The following is a 23,562-nucleotide window of genomic DNA, read 5'->3' on the forward strand; positions in this document are numbered from 1 at the left end:
TATCCTTATTCGGGCCATCTTTTTATCTCAGAGGTATTGCTACCTCTTCCGACGCTTAATCCAAGAGAAGGGTTAGCAAGTAAAACACAGAAAAAAGTTGATGGTTTCATAGTAACGACAAAAATCAACATTTAAAACAGCCTATCAAAATACTGATAGGCTGTTTACGTTCATTCAATAAATTTCTTGACTCGATTTGTTTATGGCTAATCTTAGTTGAGTTCTTGTTTAAGTGATTCAATATTTTTTCTCATGATGGAGAAGTAATCTTCATTTGAATCCTGATCCTTTTTCGAAATCGATTCTAAGTTTTGTAATGTTAAAGTCTCGGCGCCTGTTTCATTTTTCACAGCTTTTGCCACTTTGTTTGTCAAGTTAGGTTCAAAATAGATGTATTGCAGATTGTTTTCCTTCACTAAACTAATGGTTTCTATTAATTCTTTATGTGACGGTTCATCCGTTGGATAAAGCCCACTGATGCCAATTTTATTAAGTCCATATACACCTTCCCAATATCCATATGCTGAATGGGAGACAATGAAGGTGTTATTCTTGGAACCGTTCACCATGTTGTTGAATTCAGTATCCAATTCCTCCAAATCATTTTTTAAGTTATTGAAGTTCTTTTCGAATTCCTCTTTATTATCTGGATCAAGTTCTACTAGTACATTTTTGATGTTTTCCGCCACAGTTACTGAACGAATAGGATCTAACCAAACATGGGGATCTACATTCATCTCGCTTCCCTGTTCATCATGGCCCTCTTCCTCTTCCTCAGCATGTGCTTCTTCTTTTGCACTGATTAGATCAATACCCTTAGTTGCATTTATAATTTTGATATCTTCCTTAATGATAGCTTCAGTTACGCATCCACAAAACCCTCAAGGCCTGTTCCTGAATGAATGAATGAATGCGTCTCCCTCTGCTAAGTTCACCATCTCTTTAGTAGTCATTTCAATTGAATGTGCATCCGATCCAGGGGGAACGATGTTTTCGGTTGAGATATGTTCTCCGCCTATTCTTTCCGTGAAATACTGAAAAGGATAGATGGTTGTATAAATTTTGAGCTTATCTTTGCTGTCGTTTTCATTTTTTGTGACTCCTTCTTGACCCCAAGCGCTCAAAAATAACAGTAATATACCAGAAACGGTAATAATCATAGTTCTCTTCATTTTTATTCTCCTTTTAATTTGTTTAAAAAAACACTTCATAAGTATAATGGTAATCATTACGATTTATAATGTTTTAATAAATGAATAATTTAATCCCATAAAACGCTCCTTTGTTTTAATATCCGATTCAATTCTATTGCTCCACACACACACATACGGTTGTTTGAGGGGGAATTAAAATGCGAAAAGATGCGCAGCTGTTTTTCGGAATAATTTTATTGTTATTTTTGTCCCCAATGATCCTGGATGCTTTTTCCTCTACACCTCAAAAAATAGTAATTGCAGAACAACCAGAACCTGAAGAGAATCAAGTCATGGTTACTGCATCTCTCCAAAATGAAGTACCCAGTATGATTGAACAAACCGAATATAAAAATGCTTTATTGCTATTTACACACTCTCATGAAGCTTTCGTGCCTATCGTAAAAAGCGCAACTGGTCAAACGGCAGTTTACTCTCCAACCTCGAATATCATGGGATTTGAAGATACTATAAAAAATCATTTTGCCTTAAACTTCATACAAACAGAATTCCTGGCTATCGATACTATGGACGAAATGAAAAAGACAAATCGTACTTTTTCTGAAGCATATGATGTCGTACGTCCTTTTCTTGCAGCCCAAGTTAAAGGAAAGGAATATGATTTAATCATTGATTTACACAGAGATTCAGCAACCAGAAATACCACTACAATTACTCGCAATAATCAGTCTTACGGAAAACTCTATTTTGTAGTAGGGGAAGATCATCCAAATTTCAAATTAAATAAATCCCTTGCTGAGAATTTGTCAGTTCAATTAAATGAAATGGTTCCTGGGATTTCTCGAGGAGTAATCGGGAAGAAAGGGGACAATGTGGACGGTATATATAATCAAGATTTGGCTAAGAACATGGTACTAATTGAACTTGGAGGGATTGAAAATTCACAAGAAGAAATCAATCGTACTATTTCAGTTTTAGCAAAAGCCATTTCAATAATCTTATATAATCAAACATCATTGTCTTCAATTTGAGTATTCCTGACACCCGATTTTAGCAATGAGAGAAATAGATGATGCAAGTAAAGACAGCACAAAAAGTACAACGACCTATCTATATTCATAGATAGGTCGTTGTACTTTTCACTTATATATGTGATACTCAATTTATTTATCACTAAAAATGGTTGGCTTTTTTGTTAGAAGTTAAAAAGTTGGGAAATAATAGTGTGGATTTTACAAGGAACGAACAACAGTTGAGTTATAAGTTTACATGGAGGTGAACGATATATTTTGAAATTTCCCACTAAATCTCTAAGTTTATTATATTTAATTTCAATTCCACTTTTAATCGTTGGATCCAGCACGCTTAATTCAGAGGATATAGATTTTGAGTCAGATAAGCTTTTGGGTAACCAGAATGAGACATTGAAGACATCAAGAAACTTTTTGTTAGTGAATAGCAGAAATGGACAACCCATACCTAATTATAAAATCTACATTTTAGATAGCCAGACTGGTGATCTAGTTACTTCAGCAAAATTTAATAATTCAGGTGAAACGAAGATAGATGGATTGATACCTGGCAAAGAATACATTATTAAAACAGCATATATAGATGACAGTGGGCAATCAATTGAAAATAAAGAAGAAAAATCATACATACACGAGTCAACAGATACTTTTTTCGGAGTCGAGACATACATAGAGCGTAAGGTAAATTACATTGATGTACCAGTTGTTATGCAGTATCCTGAACTGCCTAATGGATGCGAAATAACCTCTTTAACAGCTATTCTAAATTCGTATGGAATAGACGTTTCTAAAACTATAATGGCTGATAGATATTTGCCCAAAGTAGCTTTTAGCACTCAAGATGGCAAAAGATTCGGCCCTAACCCACATATAGCTTTCGCTGGTAATCCTCGTGACTTAAATGGTGGATGGTACGTCTTTGCCAATCCAATTGTGAAAGCTGCAGAAGATGTAATTGCTGCAAACAAAAAGGATTTATATGCAGAAAATGTGAGTGGAAGTACACGAGAAGAGATTCTATCTTATATTGATCAAAATATACCTGTGGTTATGTGGGTCACACTTGATTTGTCGCCCCCAATTAAGCGTGGTGGATGGTATATTGAAGGAACGAATGAATTTCATTCTTCTTTTACGAACCTACATGCAGTTGTCTTAGATGGCTGGGAAGATGGAAAAGTTCATATTATGAACCCACTCAAAGGTCGTGTAAGTCATTCGGAAGATGTATTCTTTGATAGTTATGAAGCACTTGGGAGTCAAGCCGTTATTGTCAAAAAATAACCGATGGTAAGAGGCTGTTCAGTCATTTTATTCTGCCCCCTTATCCTATATGTCTAACTCAAAGCGCTTCAGACATCTAATCCTGAAAATGAATCAAAGACCACCTTTTAAAGGTGGTCTTTGTCGTTTCAAGATAACTGTTTTCCATAAATAATCAAGCTTACTTTGCTTTAAATATTGCCATAAAGATTTCTTATTCAAGATTATTAACAAGTTCCTCCAACCGTGTCTCTTTTAGTGGACCTATGATCTTATGAGCAATTGTTCCATCTGTATTTAGTATATACGTTGTTGGTAACGTTAGTATCTGATAAGCGTCCATTACTTCCCCATTGTTATCAAACAGAATTGGAAATGGGAAGTATTCCTTTTGACAAACCAGGAAATTGTTTAGAAAGCTCTCGATCTAGCCCTTCTGCGAACGAAAGATTCCTTTCAAAGTCTTCATGGCCAGTTCCAACTACAAATAACAGACGAGCATAATCTTCTTCATTTATTTCTATGGTAGTAGAATTTTTTCTCAAAGAGTCGCGATGTATATCTAAAAAAATTTCTAATTTGCTGTTTTCATCACGTGCAGAACTTACTAACTCTCCCGATACATTATAAGAACTGGCCGGTTCCGTTTTCTCCTACGCTACTTCAAGGAGTATTTCGACGAAAAGCCTCTCATATGTTCTGGGTATCTACAATGGCGTCGTTAACTTCTTTGACAATCAAGCAAACTAGAAAAAACTCGTCCAAGATTCATATGGACGAGTTTTTTAGATACATTAGTTTTTTATTGAGTTTTGGAACAAAAAAAGCGTTTGACTAATTGATGTAATCATATACTTTATCGGTTCATAACGGATTTTCCAGAAGTTGAATCAATTTTCTTGAAGCTTGCAAGCCAAGAATCGTGCACTATATTACGATGCTCTGGATCACGCACATTCGACTGGCGATGATGAATCGTTTATTCAATTAGTCAGTGATTCTATAAGTGAAAGTTTAGATCTTTGGTTAAGTGTTATCTAGATTGGAAAAGAGAAAGGTCTTAAAGTTTCTTTTGAAAAATATATACACAAAAAGAGAGTCTAATTAACATATGAATTGGACTCTTTTTCTTTTTTCTTAACACTATACAATCCACAATTCCGATATCGACGAGTTGTAAAAAACTGAACCATCAAAACCTATTATTTCCTCCTATAAAATTGAATCTCCCATTTCTAAGAACCGTTTCATGAATGCAATAAGATGATTATCCTGGCCACAGAATTATGAAATTCAATCAAGCAATTACATGAAAACACTTGTTTTTAGTTTTCCCAAGAAACAATATGCTCGTTAATCTCTTTCTTGCCATAACGATCTATAAACTTATAAAATTGTTCTCCCTTTTCTTTCCGCTGTCTCAATGCTGTTTTTGAATATAGGTGACATGCTACGAAATGCTGTGGTTCAATTTCTTTTAGTATTGGCTTTTCTAAAAAACAATCTGGTTTTGCATATAGACACCTTGTTTGAAAAACGCAACCAGGTGGTGGATTGGTCGGACTAGGTATTTCTCCATATAATTGTATTTTTTCTTTTTGGCTTTCAATGTCTGGATCTGGAACAGGAATTGCATCAAGTAGAGCCATAGTATAAGGATGTAGGGGTTTAGAATACAATTTCTCACTAGTTGTTAATTCCATCATATTCCCTAAATACATAACTCCAATCCGGTCACTAATTAGTCTCACCATTGACAGGTCATGAGAGATAAATAAATAGGTTAAATTTTGCTTTTTTTGAAGATCCATCATTAAATTTACTATTTGTGCTTGGACAGAAACATCCAAAGCTGATATTGGCTCGTCAGCAATAATAAATTCTGGTTGTAACGAAAGTGCACGTGCAATACCAATCCTTTGTCGTTGTCCTCCGCTGAATTCATGAGCATAGTAATTGGCATGCATTGGATTTAAACCAACAGTCTCTAACAAGTCATACACTTTTTCATTACGTTCTTTCCCTTTGTACATCCCATGTATATCAAGACCCTCTGCAATAATATCTCTAACTATCATTCTAGGATTTAACGAAGCATACGGATCTTGAAATACCATTTGCATTTTTTTACTAATGGCTTTCGATTCCTTCCGATTTAACTTATGTACGTTTTTCCCTTGATAGATAACTTCACCTTCTGTTGCTTCGGAAAGTCGGATAATCGTTCTTCCAGTAGTTGATTTGCCACATCCAGACTCTCCAACTAAGCCTAACGTTTCTCCTTGATAAATCGTAAAAGAGACATTGTCCACTGCTTTTAGGACTTGGTTTTTCCCTACTTTATAGTATTTCTTTAAATTTTTAACTTCTAACAGTTTATTCATTATTCACCGCCCCTTTCTAGAATACGAATAAGAGATGTATCCTTCTTTCCGAACTAATGAGTAATAGAGTATACTCGTGGTGCCCGTGATGCCCTTGAATCTGTTAACCAACAGCTAACTTGATGAGTTGATGATTGATCAAATTGCTCCGGATGATACTGATCACAAACGTCCATTGCATGTGAGCACCGCTCTGAAAATGCACATCCCTTTGGTAAAATGCTTAAATCTGGAGGGCTTCCTTCAATTACTGCTAGTTTTTCACAAAAGTCATGGTCTAGTTTTGGTATCGATTTTAACAATCCAAGTGTGTAAGGATGCTGCGGATGGTAGAAAATCTCTCTTAGAGTCCCCCTTTCGACAATCTCACCAGCGTACATAACATTTACTCGGTCAGAAAACTTGGCTACAACCCCTAAATCATGAGTTATGATAATGATTGCCATACCCATTTTTTCTTGCAATTCTTTTAAAAGATTTAAAATCTCCGCTTGAATAGTGACATCTAGGGCTGTAGTAGGTTCATCAGCAATTAATAAATCTGGTTCACAAATTAGTGCCATGGCAATAACGATCCGTTGCCTCATTCCACCACTTAATTGATGGGGATATTTCGTACAGCAATGAACGGGGTTTGCGATACGTACTTGTCGAATTAATTCTATTGCTTTTTCTCTAGCCTTCTTCTTTTTGTAACCTTTATGAATCATCAAGCCTTCAGCAATCTGATCTCCCACTGTCATGGTTGGATTAAGAGAGCTCATTGGGTCTTGGAATACCATTCCAATTCGGTCGCCTCTGTACTTTACTAATTCTTTTTTATTCATTGTTGTAATTTCTTTTCCATCAAACATAATCGAACCATCCATTATACGGCCTGTTTTTTCTGGTAATAGCCTCATGATGCTTTTTGCAGTTACAGACTTTCCACATCCAGACTCTCCGACAATTGCTAATACCTCCCCTTTATTCACATGGAAAGAAACATTTCTTACTGCATGAACTGTTTTTTCCTTAGATTTAAAGGTAATTGATAAATTATTAACATCTAAAAGTAGCTCCATCATTATCCCCCTACCTTTTCAATTTTGGATCTAATGCATCACGAAGTCCGTCACCTAAAACGTTAAATGCAAACATAGTTAAAGATATAAAGAATGCTGGGAAAAAGAGTCTCCATATTTCACCGGTTAATAATGTAACTAGACCTTCGGAAGTCATTGTTCCCCAACTAGCTAGAGGCACAGGTACACCTAACCCTAAAAAGCTGAGTGTAGCTTCTGCGAAAATCGCACCTGGAACAGAAAGTGTGATACTAATGATAATTGGTCCCATAGCGTTGGGTATCAGTTGCTTAAATAATATTCTAAAAAGGCCTCCCCCCATGACTTTTGTAGCTAATACAAACTCTGATTCTTTTAATCTTAGAATTTCTCCTCTTACAAGTCGCGCCATGCCTACCCATCCTGTTGCGGCCATTGCAATAATGATTGTAAGTAAACCTGGTTCCAATACCACCATTAATAGAATTGTAATTAATAGATGTGGTAAACCATATAGGATATCTACGATTCGCATCATTATTTCATCTGTCTTTCCGCCCTTGTACGCAGCAATTCCACCCCAAAGAACACCAACAATTACATCAATTACAACTGCTGTTATTCCAATGAAAAGTGAGATTCTAGCACCAACCCATGTCCTAGAAAATAAATCTCTCCCTAAATCATCTGTACCAAACCAATGATTTAATGAAGGTGGAAGATTCGAATCTAGTAAGCTTTGTTCTGAATAAGAATAAGGAACAATAAAGGGACCAATAATTGACATAATGATTAATCCGATAATAATGCCAAAACCCGTCATCGCTAACTTATTTTCTCTTAATCTATAAAAAGCATCTTTCCAAAACGATCTACTTTTCTTCAGGCTAAGCTTTTGATTATTTAAACCACTTTGTTTTTTTGAAAATAAATGATCGGGTACAGATTGCAAGACTAATCCCTCCCCTTAATCAATTTGATTCTTGGATCTATTACTCCATAAGCTATATCAACTAATATGACAAAAAATACTAATATTGCACTATAAAAAAAAGAAGTTCCTAATATAAGTGGATAGTCTCTATCTGAAATTCCTTCAACAAAGTATTTCCCTAGACCTGGTATACCGAAAATTTGTTCTATTACAAAACTACCAGTTAAGATAGTAGCTGTAATAGGACCTAAAATTGTTACAACAGGAATTAAGGCATTTCGTAAGACGTGTACAATAATAAATCGATATCCCGTTACTCCTTTGGCAAGTGCGGTTTGGATATAATCCATCGAAAGCACTTCTAGGATACTGGATCGAGTTAATCTAGCAATATACGCCATCGGTGCAACAGCTAAAGCAATACTAGGTAATATAGAGTGTTGCCATGTCCCCCAAGTTGCTACAGGAAACCACTGAAGCTTGATCGCAAAAAAATTAATGAGAATTGTAGCAAAGATAAAACTTGGAACAGATAGACCGAGAATAGCTATTATCATCGCCATATAATCAAATGATTTATTGTGATTAAAAGCAGCAATAATACCTAACAAGATTCCAAAAAATATAGCAATCGCTAATGCTTGGATTCCTAAAATTGCTGAAACTGGAAAGCCTGTTGCAATCAATTCATTAACCGTTTGATTATCCCATTTTATAGATGGACCAAAATCCAGAAATAAAGCACCCTTTAAGTATTTAAAATATTGAACCATAATTGGGTCATTCAACCCATAATGATCTCGTAAATTATCTAACACTTGTTCAGGAACTCTAGCATCACTCGTAAACGGATCTCCAGGGATAGCACTCATGAGCACAAAGGTAAGAGTAATAATAAAAAAGAGTGTTATTACAGCCCCTATTAATCGTCGAAACATAAACTGAAGCACGGAACTCCTCCTTTACCTAAAATCCTTAATGATTAATTCTAAATAGATATATAAGAAAACATCCTAATTTGGTATTAAACAATAACCATCAACCAAAGTAAGGATGTATTCTCTTGTTTCTATAAATGTTTCTCATTTTTACAAGTCACTAAAAATGAACAATACCTTATACTACTACCTTGTAAAACCTAGATTAGTCGGGTGAAAAATACTTTAATGGTTTACTAATAAAAAATCTTACTATTCTACGTATGCTTCACGGTAGTCCACTGCTTGTATTACATAGCGATAAATACCCTTTACGTTTTCTTTTTGAAGATAAACTTGTGTGCCATAATATAAAGGCGCAATTGCCATTTCATCAATAAGAACTTTCTCAGCATCGACCATATATTTTGCTCGTTCTTCCAAATCCACTTCAGCATCTGCTTTAGAAACTAGATCATCGTACTCCGGAATCGAAATATTGCTATAGTTGTAAACATCTCCAGTCACGTATTGACCCATTAGGTTACTAGCATCGTCATAATCAGCACCCGTACCATAAATAGCTAATTCATATTCTCCCGATTGTACAGTTTGAACAAAAACCTTTCCTTCTAACGTTTGTAATTCAACTTCTATTCCTAGATTTTGTTTCCACATTTCTTGCATGGCTTGGGAAAGTTTATTATATGTGTCATTTGTTTGGAATAAAAAGTTAATTTTCGGTAGGCTAGATAAGCCTAACTCTTTCAATCCCTCCACTAAAAGTTTCTTAGCGGTGTCTATGTCATTATCCTTGTATAAAGCTTCTCCTGCTAATTGCCTAAACTCACCAACACCACTTCCAAGTCCCGGCGGTATGAACGCTAATGCTGGAATTTCCCCTCCTTGCGTTACCTTATCAACAATAAGTTGCCTATTTAAGGCTAGTCCTAGAGCTTTTCGAATTTTGACATTTTCTAAAATTTCATTTTTATGATTATAACGAAGGTAAACTACTCGCGCGGCTGGTGCGGTTAATGCTTCCCCACTTTCGATTAATTTACTCCGTACACTGTTTGGTAGGTTAGTAGATACATTGAGTTGATTGGATTGATACATACCATAATCTGTATTTTGTTCATTTACCATTACCCATTTTAATTGTTTAAGCTTAACCACGTCTTTTGCCCAATAGTGTTCATTAGGCTCCATAATTACTTCTTGACCGTGTTTCCAGTTTTGAATTTTAAACGGACCATTTGAAACAAATGATTCTCCTTCCGATGCCCAGTCAGGCTTTGATTCAGCTACTTCTTTGTTAATTGGAAGTAGGGTGAAAAAAGCCGTTAAACCAAGGAAGAAGGACGTTGGTTTTTCAAGTGTTACTTCAAATGTATTTTCATCAATAACCTTCATCCCTAATTGTGCGGAATCTTTAATTTCACCACTATTGTATTGCATTCCATTCTTTATGAAGAATAAATTACTACCCAATGGGGCAGCTGTTTCAGGACGAAGAGCTCTCTCCCATGAAAAATAGAAGTCTTCTGCTTTTACTTGATCCCCGTTTGACCACTTTGCGTTTTTATTTAAATAAAATGTATAAACCAATCCATCGTCTGACATAGACCATTTTTCTGCTACACCAGCTTCTATATTTCCATCCTTGTCTAAGCGAACTAACCCTTCAAATAATTGGTTTGCCATGTCTCCGGCCATTTGGTTATCGATTAGTACTGGGTCTAAACTAGATGGCTCGGTGTTTGCGTTTACTATTAATGTTTGTTCCTTTTCTGTTTTTTGATTGTTTGTTTCATTTTCTTTTGGTTCTGTATTGGCTGTAGTACTACAAGCAGATACTAAAAGTGCACAAACTAATAATAGTGTGAGGAACAATGAATTTTTTCTTTTCATATTCTTTTATAACCCCCCTGTTTTAGTTAGTTTTCAAATTAATGCAAGTACAATACAAAAATCTCGAAAAATAAAAAAGTAGTTCCACAAACTATCAGTATAGGTATAATTCTTTTGATATCATACCCCCTCAATACTATACCTACCCATAGTATATAAAATTATAATAGTGGGTGTTTTTATATTTGTAAATAATATTTTGAAAAATAAAAATATTTATATTTTTAAATATTCGGAATGTTTTATTGAAGTTTTTGAATAATTTCTTATTTTCAGCAAATAAATACATTAGAGGAGTCGATTTCCCTTATACCTATACTTAGTGAAATTTTCCGAAAAATAGAGATAGATATTAATGAGGCTACTGACTTAAGTCAAGATAAATCAAAAAGACATCCTTTCCTCCATTTTTAAGGAAAAGATGTCTTTTTTCATTGTATAAGTTGGGGATATAAACCATGAACGACGCTCATGATGATTTCCAAATCAACAGTCTATGATTTGTCCTTTAATTTTTAATGTAGACTTAGTCGTGCCAAAAGGTAATCTGCGCATTCACATTATAGTCGTGGTCAGCAATAGTTTCATTAAATCATCCAAAGTAATATCAGTGTATTATATTCTCATACTTCTATTACCTTCACACGATACCAACAAGACAATCCCTCAAACAGGAATGTCACTTATTCCATTCTGTAATCTTCTTATTTTTTCATTAATTTTTGGACGGTTATAAGGACTTCATCTAAAACTTCCAAATCCCCTTCTTGAAGTCTATCCACAACACAACCCTTTAAATGTCCTTCTAAAATTATTTTGGCTACACTATTTAAAGCAGATTGACTAGCAGAAATTTGAGTAATAACATCATCACAATACGTATCTTTATCGATCATACCTTTTACCCCACGAATTTGTCCTTCTATTCTATTCAATCGAGTAACGAGGTTTTTCTTAACCTTTTCGGAGTGATGGCTTTTTCTATCACTTAAAGTTGAACAACAGTCGTCTTTTTTGTACAAGGAATCATTTTCAATCTCATAAATCACATGTCTTCCCTCCCTAGTCGAAATTATAATATACCCCTACATAGTATGCAAATGGTAGATGTTTAGTTTTTTTAAAAAAATATTTTGAACCTAAATAGCCGAAACCGAAAAAAACTAATCGCCCTCATTTTATTGAGAATGGTTAGTCTTTTCGAGTCTTATTTTCTTGTACCTTTGTGCCAAATAGTCGTGAAAGTTTAGTCATTTAACGTAACATCCTACTTTGGAATATTTGAGTTTGAGCCGTTCTCTCTAATCTTATCCCTACTTCGCTATTTCTCTTCGATTTGCACCCTTTTTACGGTCATAAACTTCTATACAAATATAACTAACTAAAGGAAGAAGTATAAATAATATCAACCCCATAGGACTTCTTAATTTTTTTGCAATATGCCCTGCATTTGGGATATTGAAAACTTGTTTTCCTATTAGGTTTTCACCTTTTACCACCTCTTCATCTTTAACGTTGTTATTGTCTCCCTTAGTTACAAAGCCAATTCCACCACTATTATTGATAACTTCAATAACTCTATGCGTAATTAACACACCGCCCAGTTCCTTGAAGGTAATAACATCGTCTACTTTTACTTCCATTGGGTCTACTTTATTTACAAACAACATATCTCCTGTCTCGAAGGAAGGATTCATACTGTTTGATAACACCGTTAATGGTTGATAACCAAAAAAAGATGTAGGTTCACTCGATTTTTTGAAAGATTGGTAAACAAACATTAAAATTAGGATTATCATAATGGCAATGAACAAACTGAAAACTAAGGTCAATCCTTTCTTTACGACAACCATCACTTATTCACTCCATTTCTGTTAGTTATGCATAATCTTATAATGTATTGTGAAGCTTTTATTTCCGCCATTCAAGTCCAATAGACCGACATAGATCCTTCAATTTATTCACCTGTCTTAGCATTTCACTACGCAAGAATCCTATAATATGTATTTAATAAATAATGAAAATCAATAGCACCCTCATACATTTTCCCGTTTGCCAAACGATTGACAAAGTTCACTGTTAAATTAGCTACTCTCCAGAGAAATAATTATAAAGAATATTAAGGAATGAAGGCTGCCCCTAAAAATCCATAATTTTTAGGGACAGCCTTCATTTATGAAGAATTGCTTTCGCTTTCTACTTCAACTTCAACTTCAACTTCAACTTTAACTTCAACTTCATTTTCGATCTCTGGCTCTTGCTCAGTTTCAGGCTCTGTTACCTTATCGACTTCATCGGTCTCTTCTGGTTCTACTTTCGCATCATCCGGTCCCAATTCATTTACATCGATATCCTCTTTTTTTTCAATTAAAGTTGTTTCCAGCAATAGTTTTTGATCCAACGGAATAGTTATTAACTCGTTAATATAGTTAGCAAATCCCGTCAATTGAAAATTTATTTCCGTTACGCCCATAGCAACCTTTTCATGAAATACTTCAGAGAAAGTCTCTTCGGGAAATAAATTCACTTTATGGCCTTCGAGTTGAATTGGAATTTCTACTTCAGATATGTTCGTTATATCAACTTTAATAGCCACAATTCCACCCGGTTCATAAGAAATTACTTCAGAGGTTTTGAAAAGCACGTCCTCTGTTTTCGCATTTTCCATATATCCACGTGCATTCGTTTCACTAACAAACCATGCCGAGGTGTCATATTGACCCATGACAAAGAATAAAAGGTAAACGATAATTAGGGTACTAATTAACATGAGGCCTTTTTTTCCCCTTGCCATAAGTCCATCCTCCTCATACAATCGATTTTAAAAACCTCTTACACGAAAATCTTTTATTTATTTTCGTATTTTGCGCCCTCATCTGTTTGTTTGGCGATCACGTTAAATGCAGCGCTGTACGTTGCTCCTTGGTATTCATTACCGGCACTTTCATCAAGCTTAATACCAATCATAATATCGATATATTGGCCTTCATCCAACTGCCAAAATGAATCCTTTTCACCTTTTCCGAATATAATTTCACCAGAATCAACTGCTTCTTGAGACACAACATTCCCGACTATCTCTACCCCATCAGAATTGCTCGGAATGGATAAGGAGCGCTCATTTGTTGTTCCTTTTAACAGGTTTGCTAGTTTTATTTTAGAATCTTCATATACATCTTGGCCAGGTGTTTTTGTGTATTTCATAGCCATATAGCCAACCTCATATGCACCCAATGATGCCTTGTCTACAGAGTGTTTGTAAGTCGCTTTTAAATATGTGTCTAAATCACCAGTGTTTGAAAGTGAAAGCCACTCACCGTATTGCAGTTGTGAAGGAGTAAATTTCGTACCAGAAAAAATTGGAGTATCGATATCAATTCCGTCGTTAATTGCTAAAACACCACTTTTCATATCCCCTAGCGCATTTGTTTCCGAAGTAAACCATGAATATGTTCCAAATCCGGCTGATACAACAACCAAAGTACCAGCAAGTGCTGTACCCAACAACATTTTTTTTGTCTTTTTCATTTTTTTATTCCCCCATACCCTTTTTATAGTTTTAATTTTCAGTCCCATTAGAGAGTTATTTGCACACAACTTACTTGTGCGCAAATACCCCCACTAAATCACTAAATGTCAGTATCATTTAATTATTCGGCTTGAGACCTACTGATTGTAAGAAATCATTCAATCCTTTTTTACCTAACTTCTCGACTGGTTTTTTATCTTTGCCAATGTCATGTCCAACTCTCAAGAAATTCTTTTCGATTAAACGAATGTCGAGCTCGTTTACAATTCCATCAATATTGATATCTACTGCTTTATCTTTTTTGCCGTATTGCGCAACGACACGCATGACGTCCATAATATCAATCATGCCATCATGATTTACATCACCAGCGTAAGTAATTGGTGGGTAAGAACGAAGCCAACGACCCGTCAAATCTCCATCAACCTCTTTGACAACATTTACAGTACTTGCCCTCGTTAAGTGACCTGGTATTTCAATAATTAGCTTAAAGTCGCCTTTTTGCACCTGGATTCCTTCGATAAAGAATCCACCATTTTCATCGATGTCCCCTGCAAACTTTTTACCATTTGGCGCTTGTACATAGACTTTAGCACCTACTTTACTTAAGTCCACACCATAAACAACTTCTCCGTCTTCTTCCATAAGAGCTTCCGGTGAGATATAGCCTTCCACCTTAGACGTTTGCGGAATAATATTAAACAGGTCATGTCCGAATTTAGGAACTGTTACTGGCTTCGTCTCATTAACCGCAGAATACGTTATGTTGCTGAAGTTAAAGCCATAAGTGCCTCCATAATACTCATCATTAATCACTTCAAAAGTAATATCTAAAAAGGCTTGATCACCACTTATACCTTCTACAGAAGCCCCCTCAAGTGCAGCCCCGAGCGTCACAATCGTATCGGTGTATTGATTTTTAAATTTCGGTTCCTTTAATGCAATCTCAAGATTATTGTCTGCCGCGTACTTTTTAAATGCATCACTTGCTTTAACACCTTTGAACTTAAAGTATTTCTTCGCAAATGCTACATCAAATTGCCCAGCCGCTAGCTCCTTCACATTGTTTAAAGTCAATGTAGCTGTAATCTCATCTTTGCTTTGCACCTTGGATTTATCATACGAAGGAGCGGCGTATAATGTCCCCTCTTTCATAAAGGTATACTGGTCAAACCTTTCAGTTGTCCCCATATCAAATGTCGATAAGGCAAGCTTGTATGGCTTATCCGCAATCTCTTCCGCAAGAACACCAAACTTCATATCACCATTTCCTTTTACACCCAAAAGTCCGGCTGCGAATGGTGAATCTTCATAATAAACAACTGTATTTGTTGATTGGTCATAATTCAGTCCCTTTGAATTCAGGTAATCGATCGACGAATCTTGAATATTTGTATGGACCCATACCGCGCGATGTCCATCTTCATCTGTGTACATAGACTCATCCACTTCATATAATCCTGGCTTCAAATCCTTAAAGGTCATTTCAGGTTCTGTATTATCAACGACTGCAACGTTTTCATTTACATAAGTATTTCCCTCTGAATCGGATGCAATCATTGTAAATGTGTATCCCCCTTCAGGTAATTCGAAATTCTCATATGAAATCGGGTACAAAGGATCACCTGTGAATAAATTTACATTCCCTGTAAACCCTTGTGTGATATACATTTCAGTACCTGGCGTGATAAAGGATGCATCGGATATTGACCCAACAAGTCCAATCGGTTCTCCAGTTTCAGCATCATTTATGATGATATCAACTGTTTCCATCGTACTTTTAAATTTGAAAGCTACTGGTGTAAAAGGTACTAGGTATTCATGGAAAAAATCCCAACTATTTGTGATAGCCGGTCTTTCCAACGTTACGAAATCAATGCCTTTACCTGACACACGAATAGCAAATGGAACTTGATATCGTTCATCCGGATTGCTTTCGTTCACCATATGAATATAGCCTTCATATGTTCCCTCGGCAGCATCCTTTGGTACACGAATGGTTGGTTCCAATTCTGACGTCTCTCCTGCCGGAACCGTTACAGTATCTGGTACATCAAATTGAACACCATTTTTCATCGCATCCTGTCTATTCCCTTTTGCCTGTAGAAACTCGACATCAAATGCAAACTTTTTATCTTCAATTTGACTATTTTTAATTACCATTGTCTTTCCGTCTTCAATCCCATCTTCTGATGGATAATGCGTTCCAAATGAAAATGACGCTGTTTCTTGATTTATCCCAACAACTTCGTCGCCTTCTACCATCTCAGTTTGGTCGAGTACTTTAATGGATGTATCTGTATGAACCGCGTCATAAGCGTTAATACGTCCAGCCCCAACTTCATAAACCGAATAATCCTCTCGTAAATCAACGGACGTATTCATCAGTGCTGCTTTCACGTCAAACGCCGTATAGTCAGGGTTCTCCTGCAAAATCAGCGCTGCTGCTCCAGCTACATGCGGAGATGCCATGGATGTTCCTTGAATTCTTGCATAGGCTGTCTCATACGTATTTCCTTCTGGATCATTTATAAATGATGGATACGTTGAGTAAATCGCTACACCTGGAGCGACAACATCTGGTTTAATGTCAAGGGTTCCTGCGACAGGTCCTCTTGAACTAAAATCGGCTAAATAATCGCCTTCCGATTTTGTATTTCCTACTTCACCAAATGTAAAGACTGATTCCAATAACGTAGTTGACTCTGTTTGCACAGCTGTCTCTGCTGCCTCGATTACTTCCGCCGACTCAGGTAATTCTTTTGACTCCCCTGATGTTGCTTTACTTGAGTTCGTTGCTAGCGCTTGTTTTAACTTCTCGCCATCCTCTTTTGATACGCGGAATGAGGCAATGTATCCTGTGCTTTCACCAATATAAACCGGGACTTGACCTGCTTCATTATTGTAAACAATCGCAGCCTCTGCTCCTGCTACTTTGGCATTACGAATTTTCTCATCAAATGCAAGCTCACCGCGCTCAATAAGTGCAATTTTCCCTGTTAGATTTTTTCCATCATAATCACTTTTTTTACCGTATCCTACATCAACCATTTCATACGACTGATTTTGGAAGTCTTCTATATTATCCGTGAAGTTTTTCGCTAGTAGCTGAACATCTACAAACGTCTCTTCATTTGCTGTTGCAGTAAATGTTGGAACGACCTGTGACACATCACTCGCTCCTACTGTAATGGCAAGTGCCCCAGTTCCAGGTGTTCCCACTGTTCCGGCTCCCGGTCCAGCATTCCCAGCTGCTACAACCGTTACGACATCAGAAAGCATCGCATTGTTAACAGCTATTGACAATGGATTTAGTGCCTGGTTTACATTCGCCCCAAGGGATAAGTTGATAACATCCATTTCATCCTTCACTGCCTTATCAATACCAGCAAGAATTCCGCTTGTCGGACCACTACCATATGGCCCTAGTACGCGGTAATTATACAAATCAACTTCTGGTGCTACACCTTTTACAGCATAGTCCACGTTATTATCTTTTTGTCCAGCAACCGTTCCCGAAACGTGTGTACCATGTGACGTATAGTAGGAACCACCATCCGCATCAAACTCCGGCTTACCAGACGCTTTCCATCCGTCATACGTCGTTTCCATGGGATCAGCATCATTATCGATAAAGTCCCATCCTTTTACGCTGTCAGGATCCACTTTACTTGGGTCTTGTCCTTCAACTGCTTTGTATCCAGCATATGCCCCTTGTAAATCTGGATGATTATAGTCGATGCCCGTATCAAGGACCCCCACTTTAATACCCTGCCCTTTTATATCCTCATCATGAAGCTTGTTCACTCCAATTTGTGGAATACTGTCTATCATTTTAGGCTTGATGGACTTTTGTTGTACTTTTGGCAAATCAAGCTTTACGTCCTCATCTTTCCAAACTCGTTCGACAACGCCAGTTCGCACTAGTTCTTCAACTGCATTGCCTGCTATTGTGATGGCTACACCGTTAAAAGCATCACGATACTCCTGTGTAATGTTGATGGCCGCGGATTTTTTACTTTTGTTTAAGTTCTGAATTACCTCTTTGAATTGTTGGTGTGATTCTTCAACCTTCGCTTCTACTTGAGAAACAGACGTACGGCTAGGTTGATTTTTTTGTTTAGCTAGTTCAACCTTTGCCGGATCCTGCTTATATTGAACAATAACGCTTATAGGTTCCTTACTAGCAAGATTGATAGCTGGATCGATGGTAAATCCATTTTCCACCTTTAATTCGTTGAGTGTTCTTCTTTGTTCATCGGTAAGATTGCTTAAAATCTCTTGGATATCTTTTGCTCCATCAGTAGCTCCAACTGATGGCATCGCGGGAAACATCGTAGCTGGTAATAGCATTGCCATCATCATCGCTCTTGCGAATTTCATTGGCATTTTCTTAGTCTTTTTTTCTTTACTCACTTCATCCACTCCCGAATTCGTCGTATTACTTTCCGAATTAATTAACAAATTATTCCTCCCTTTCATTCTTTATAAGGGAATGCCTAAGTGTAACGTCACACCCATAGACAACATACTACACCACACTTTAAAGACTATGTATTGGGGTAATTTCGTATCATCATACTATATTGAATATTAATTTCGACCTATTTTTTATTCTGAAAACACCACAAAAGACCCTTGTTGAATACAATCAGGATGGATTAAATATCCATCTTTATAATTTATAATTACTAAATAAACAAAATAGTTAATCAATTGAAGAGCTATTAACTCATACTATTTATCGCGTAATAGAGCACAAAATCAGGCTGTTTCGCGATTCGAAGTCGCGGATTATTATGAAAATATTAAACTTCTATAAAACAAGACAGAACCTAGTTTAAATTACCCCAATTTGCAACATTAATATAAATATTTAGACATTTACATATAGTAGGTCCTTAATACCTAAAAAACATGTTTTCAACGTTTTCGGGAAGTATTCTATAAAAATTTAAAAGGTATTTGCACACAACTGAGTTGTGCGCAAATACCCCCACTAAATCACTAAAATGTCAGTGTCAATTAATTATTCGGTTTGAGACCTACTGATTGTAAAAAATCATTCAATCCCTTTTTCCCCAACTTCTCTACTGGTTGTTTATTTTTACCGGCATTTTGCCCAACTCTCAAGAAGTTCTTTTCGATCAAACGAATGTCAAGTTCATCTACAATTCCATCTATATTAATGTCCATTTTCTTATCTGCCTTGCCATATTGTGCTACAACGCGCATAACATCCATAATGTCGATTAATCCATCATTATTTACATCGCCGGCATAATTAAATGGTGGATAAGAACGAGTCCATCTACCTCTCCAATCCCCATCAATCTTTTGGGCGACCTTTACCTTACTTACACTATCTAAGTGTCCTGGTACTTCTACAATTAGCTTGAATTCGCCTTCGTGTGCTGGAATTCCTTCGATAAAGAATGTGCCATCTTTTTTGATGGCACTTCCATATTTTTTACCATTTGGAGCTTTTACATAGGCTTTGGCACCTATTTTACTTAAGTCCACGCCATAAAAAACTTCTCCGGTTTCTTCCGTAAGAGCCTCCGGGAAGATACGGCCTCCCACCTTAGCAGTTTGCGGAATAATTGCAAACTGGTCGTGCTGGAAAACCGGAATTTTTACAGGCTCTACCTTATTAACCCCGGTATAAGTTACGTTCTTATAATTAAAGCCGTAATTGCCCGAATAATACTCATCGTTAATAACTTCAAAGGTAATATCTAAAAAGGCCTGATCGCCATTAATACCTTCAATAGTAGAACCTTCAAGTGAAGCCCCAACATTTACAATCGTCTCACTGTAATTATCTTTAAATGTTGGTTCATTTAATTTAATCTCAAGATTATTGTCTTCTGCATACTTTTTAAATACTTCATTTGCTTTAACACCTTTGAACTTAAAATGATTAGTTGCGAACCCTACATCGAATTGCCCAGCAGCTAGTTCTTTCACATTATTTAAGGTCAATGTAGCCGTAATCTCATCTTTACTTTGTACCTTGGATTTATCATACGAAGGAGTGGCATATAATGTCCCCTCTTTCATAAAGATATAATTGTCATACCTCGCGGTTGTACCCATATCAAATGTTTGTAAACCAAGAACGTATGGCTTTTTTTCAATCTCTTCAGGAGCAATTCCAAACTTCATATCACCATTTTCTTTAACTTTCAAATATCCGGTCGGGAATGGTGAGCCTTCAGAGTAAACTGTAGTGTTTGATGATTGGTCATAATCTAGTCCCTTAGATCTTAGGTAATCTATCGACGAGTCTTGAATATTTGTATGAACCCATACCGCATTATGTCCATCTTCATTTGTATACATAGATTCATCTACTTCATATATACCTGGTTTGAAGTCCTTAAAGGTCATTTCGGGTTTTGTCGTATCAACGACTGCAACGTCATCAGTTGTATAGGTGTTTCCTTGTAAATCGGTTGCAATCATTGTAAATGTGTAATTACCTTCTGGTAAACTAACAGTCTCATTTGAAATTGGATATAACGGATCTTTGGTAAATGGATTTACATTTCCCGTAAACCCTTGCATGATATACATTTCAGTACCTGGCATGACACTAGATGCTCCATATAATGATCCGACAAATCCAATTGGGTCCCCAGTTTTGCCATCTTTTACGATGATGTCAACTGTTTCCATCGGACTTTTAAATTTGAAAATAACGGGTGTAAAGGGCATTATAAACGCATGGAAGTCATCCCATTCATTCGTGATTACTGGTCTTTCTAGATCGACAAAATCAATACCTTTACCAGTAACACGTATAGCAAATGGAACTTGATAGCGTTCATCCGGATTGCTTTCATTCACAATGTTAATATAGCCTTCATACGTTCCTTCTGCAGCATCTTGTGGAATATGAATTGTTGGTTCTAATTCCGTAGTTTCCCCTGCCGGAACTGTTACAAAATTCGGAATGTCAAATTGAACACCATTTTCCGTGGCATCCTGTCTATTATCTTTTGCCTGTAAAAATTCAACATCAAAATCAAACTTTTTATCTTCTGTTTGACGGTTTTTAATAACCATAGTCCTAGCGTCTTCAATTACATCATCTGATAGGTAATGAGTTCCAAACGAAATTGATGCTGTTTCTTCTTCAATCTCAACAACTTCGTCGCCCTCTACCATCTCGGTTTGATCAAGCACCATAACGGATGTATCTGCATGAACCGCATTATAAGCGTTAATACGTCCAGCTCCTACTTCATAAACCGAATAATCCTCCTGTAAATCAACTGTCGTATTCATTAAGGCTGCTTTTACATCAAACGACGTATATTCAGGGTTCTCCTGTAAAATTAGCGCTGCTGTAGCCGCTACATGCGGAGATGCCATTGATGTCCCTTGAATCCTCGCATAGGCTGTATCATAACTATTTCCCTCTGGATCATTTACAAATGATGGATACGTAGAGTAAATTGCTACACCAGGGGCAACAACATCTGGTTTAATGTCATAACTTTGCGCGACAGGCCCTCTTGAACTAAAATCAGCTAAATAATCGCCTTTCGATTTTGTGTTTCCTAATTCTCCAAACGTAAAGATTGGTTTCATTGGCTCTACTGCCTTTATTGGTTCTACTGGTTCTACTGGTTTCACCGCTTCCACCGCTTCAGTTACTACTACTAGTTCTTTCAACTTCTCTCCATCTTCTTTTGACAAGCGGAATGATGGAATATATGCCGTACTTTCACCGATATAATACGGAATTTGACCTGCTACATTATTGTAAACAATAGCAGCTTCTGCTCCCGCTTTTTTGGCATTTCGAATTTTTTCATCAAACGCAGCCTCACCGCGTTCGATGAGCGCAATTTTCCCTGTTAGATCTTTCCCTTCAAAATCACTGCTTGTACCATATCCTACAAAGACAATAGAGTAAGATTGATTTTGGAAACCTTCAAGTTTATCTCCGAAGTTTTTCGCAAGTAACTGAACATCTATAAATGACTCTTTATTTGTAGTTGCAGTAAATGTTGGAATTACCTGTGATACATCACTAGCTCCAACAGTAATAGCAAGTGCCCCAGTCCCCGGGGTTCCCACCGTCATATTTCCCGGTCCTGCATTCCCGGCTGCTACAACTGTTACTACGTCAGCAAGCATTGCATTGTTAACAGCGACAGATAGTGGGTTTAATGGGTTATTTACATTTGCACCGAGGGATAGATTAATAACATCCATTTCATCTCCCACTGCTTTATCAATACCCGCAAGAATTCCACTCGTATTTCCACTACCATATGGCCCTAGTACTCGGTAATTAAACAAATCAACTTCAGGTGCTACACCTTTTACAGCATAGTCCACGTTATTATTTTTTTGGCCAGCAACTGTTCCCGAAACGTGTGTACCGTGTGATGTATAGTAACTATTACCATCCATATCAAACTCCGGCTTACCCGAATTCATCCATTTATCATAAGTCTCTTCCATAGGATCGGCATCGTTATCGACGAAGTCCCACCCTTTTACGCTATCTGGATCAACCGCACTTGGATCTTGCCCCTCTATTGCACGGTACCCAGCGTATGCATCTTTCAAATCTGGGTGATTATAGTCGATGCCTGTATCGATTACCCCAACTTTAATACCCTGTCCTTTTATATTCTCATCATGGAGCTTGTCCACTCCAATTTGTGGAATGCTGTCTATCATTTTAGGCTTTATTGATTGTTCCTTTACTTCAGGTAAATAAAGCTGTATGTTCCCATCATTCCATACTCGCTTGACAACACCAGTTCGAATTAAATCCTCAACTACATTACCAGGTAATGTGATGGCTACACCGTTAAAAGCATCGCGATATTCATGTGTAATGTTAATTTCGAGGGATTTTTTACTTTTAGCTAACTTCTGAAGTGCATCTTTAAATTCACTATGTGATGCTTCAACCTTCTCTTCTGCTCTAGAAAGAGAAAAAGTACTACGTTTTTGTTTGGCCATTTCAACCTTTGCAGGATCCTGCTTAAATTCAACAATAACGTTTACAGGTTGCTCACTGGCAAGATTTATTTCTGGATGAATGGTAAATCCAGTTTCCGCCCTCAATTCGTTTAGTGTTTTCCTTTGTTTATCAGTAAGATTATTTAAAATTTCTTTAACATCTTTTATCCCATCAGTAGCCCCAACCGATGGCATCGCGGGAAATATAGTAACTGGTAATAATAGAGCCATCAGCATAACTCTCGCCATTTTCATCGGCATTTTTTTAGACATATTTTCTTTCCTCATTTCTCCACCCCCAAATAATAGTCTGAATTTCGCATAGCCTTCCAATCTAATAAATAGATTTTCTCTTCCCCCTTCGTTCTTCACAATGAGTAAATTAATGTTTTAGTAACATTA

General features: G+C 36.7%; 15 protein-coding genes and 2 pseudogenes. 3 read left to right on the forward strand and 14 right to left on the reverse strand.

Translation table 11 applies throughout. The features are described from left to right. Window positions 1-212: 212 nt before the first annotated feature. Window positions 213-1,229: pseudogene (locus C8K15_RS14085) on the reverse strand (metal ABC transporter solute-binding protein, Zn/Mn family). A 122-nt stretch (window positions 1,230-1,351) separates the two neighbouring features. Here C8K15_RS14085 and spoIIP point away from each other — a divergent pair. Beyond that, on the forward strand, window positions 1,352-2,185 hold the full coding sequence (gene spoIIP / locus C8K15_RS14090) for a stage II sporulation protein P (RefSeq protein WP_108587029.1): 834 nt from the start codon (window positions 1,352-1,354) through the stop codon (window positions 2,183-2,185). A gap of 420 nt (window positions 2,186-2,605) precedes the next feature. After that, window positions 2,606-3,469, forward strand: a complete 864-nt coding sequence (locus C8K15_RS14095) for a C39 family peptidase (protein WP_233260501.1) — start codon at window positions 2,606-2,608, stop codon at window positions 3,467-3,469. Between the two features lie 193 nt (window positions 3,470-3,662). On the opposite strand, the gene C8K15_RS20885 is transcribed toward C8K15_RS14095, so the two are convergent. Both C8K15_RS20885 and C8K15_RS14105 read right to left on the reverse strand, forming a co-directional pair. Then, complete coding sequence (locus C8K15_RS20885; protein ID WP_233260502.1) at window positions 3,663-3,791, reverse strand: TlpA family protein disulfide reductase; 129 nt, start codon at window positions 3,789-3,791, stop codon at window positions 3,663-3,665. Between the two features lie 16 nt (window positions 3,792-3,807). After that, a pseudogene (locus C8K15_RS14105) lies at window positions 3,808-4,077 on the reverse strand (stage II sporulation protein P); the annotation flags it as partial. A 277-nt stretch (window positions 4,078-4,354) separates the two neighbouring features. Here C8K15_RS14105 and C8K15_RS21200 point away from each other — a divergent pair. Next, window positions 4,355-4,489 carry a hypothetical protein gene (locus C8K15_RS21200; RefSeq protein WP_255421120.1) on the forward strand — a complete coding sequence of 45 codons (135 nt, stop codon included), beginning with the start codon at window positions 4,355-4,357 and terminating at the stop codon, window positions 4,487-4,489. Window positions 4,490-4,773: 284 nt separating this feature from the next. Here the strand turns inward: C8K15_RS21200 and C8K15_RS14110 are convergent, their stop codons facing one another. The 11 genes from C8K15_RS14110 to C8K15_RS14160 all read right to left on the reverse strand — a co-directional run bounded on the left by C8K15_RS14110 (window position 4,774) and on the right by C8K15_RS14160 (window position 23,448). Beyond that, on the reverse strand, window positions 4,774-5,832 hold the full coding sequence (locus C8K15_RS14110) for an ABC transporter ATP-binding protein (protein WP_108587032.1): 1,059 nt from the start codon (window positions 5,830-5,832) through the stop codon (window positions 4,774-4,776). A gap of 53 nt (window positions 5,833-5,885) precedes the next feature. Beyond that, window positions 5,886-6,896 carry an ABC transporter ATP-binding protein gene (locus C8K15_RS14115; RefSeq protein ID WP_108587033.1) on the reverse strand — a complete coding sequence of 337 codons (1,011 nt, stop codon included), beginning with the start codon at window positions 6,894-6,896 and terminating at the stop codon, window positions 5,886-5,888. A gap of 10 nt (window positions 6,897-6,906) precedes the next feature. After that, window positions 6,907-7,827: an ABC transporter permease gene (locus C8K15_RS14120; protein WP_108587034.1), complete on the reverse strand. Its 921-nt coding sequence runs from the start codon at window positions 7,825-7,827 to the stop codon at window positions 6,907-6,909. Between the two features lie 2 nt (window positions 7,828-7,829). Next, complete coding sequence (locus C8K15_RS14125; protein ID WP_108587035.1) at window positions 7,830-8,759, reverse strand: ABC transporter permease; 930 nt, start codon at window positions 8,757-8,759, stop codon at window positions 7,830-7,832. A 240-nt stretch (window positions 8,760-8,999) separates the two neighbouring features. After that, window positions 9,000-10,640: a peptide ABC transporter substrate-binding protein gene (locus C8K15_RS14130; RefSeq protein ID WP_108587036.1), complete on the reverse strand. Its 1,641-nt coding sequence runs from the start codon at window positions 10,638-10,640 to the stop codon at window positions 9,000-9,002. 704 nt (window positions 10,641-11,344) lie between these two features. Next, window positions 11,345-11,689 (reverse strand): metal-sensitive transcriptional regulator, encoded by a 345-nt coding sequence (locus C8K15_RS14135; protein WP_108587037.1) that lies wholly within the window; start codon window positions 11,687-11,689, stop codon window positions 11,345-11,347. Window positions 11,690-11,953: 264 nt separating this feature from the next. Continuing rightward, window positions 11,954-12,493: a signal peptidase I gene (locus C8K15_RS14140; protein ID WP_108587038.1), complete on the reverse strand. Its 540-nt coding sequence runs from the start codon at window positions 12,491-12,493 to the stop codon at window positions 11,954-11,956. 320 nt (window positions 12,494-12,813) lie between these two features. Beyond that, a complete protein-coding gene (locus C8K15_RS14145) occupies window positions 12,814-13,434 on the reverse strand; it encodes a hypothetical protein (protein ID WP_108587039.1) in 621 nt (206 codons plus the stop codon). Window positions 13,435-13,487: 53 nt separating this feature from the next. Then, window positions 13,488-14,168 (reverse strand): hypothetical protein, encoded by a 681-nt coding sequence (locus C8K15_RS14150; protein WP_108587040.1) that lies wholly within the window; start codon window positions 14,166-14,168, stop codon window positions 13,488-13,490. A 118-nt stretch (window positions 14,169-14,286) separates the two neighbouring features. Beyond that, window positions 14,287-18,558, reverse strand: a complete 4,272-nt coding sequence (locus tag C8K15_RS14155; RefSeq protein ID WP_369973755.1) for a S8 family serine peptidase — start codon at window positions 18,556-18,558, stop codon at window positions 14,287-14,289. A gap of 636 nt (window positions 18,559-19,194) precedes the next feature. Beyond that, window positions 19,195-23,448, reverse strand: a complete 4,254-nt coding sequence (locus C8K15_RS14160) for a S8 family serine peptidase (RefSeq protein WP_146173663.1) — start codon at window positions 23,446-23,448, stop codon at window positions 19,195-19,197. Window positions 23,449-23,562 lie beyond the last annotated feature (114 nt).

The organism is Paenisporosarcina sp. OV554, from assembly GCF_003058165.1.
Lineage (GTDB): Bacteria > Bacillota > Bacilli > Bacillales_A > Planococcaceae > Paenisporosarcina.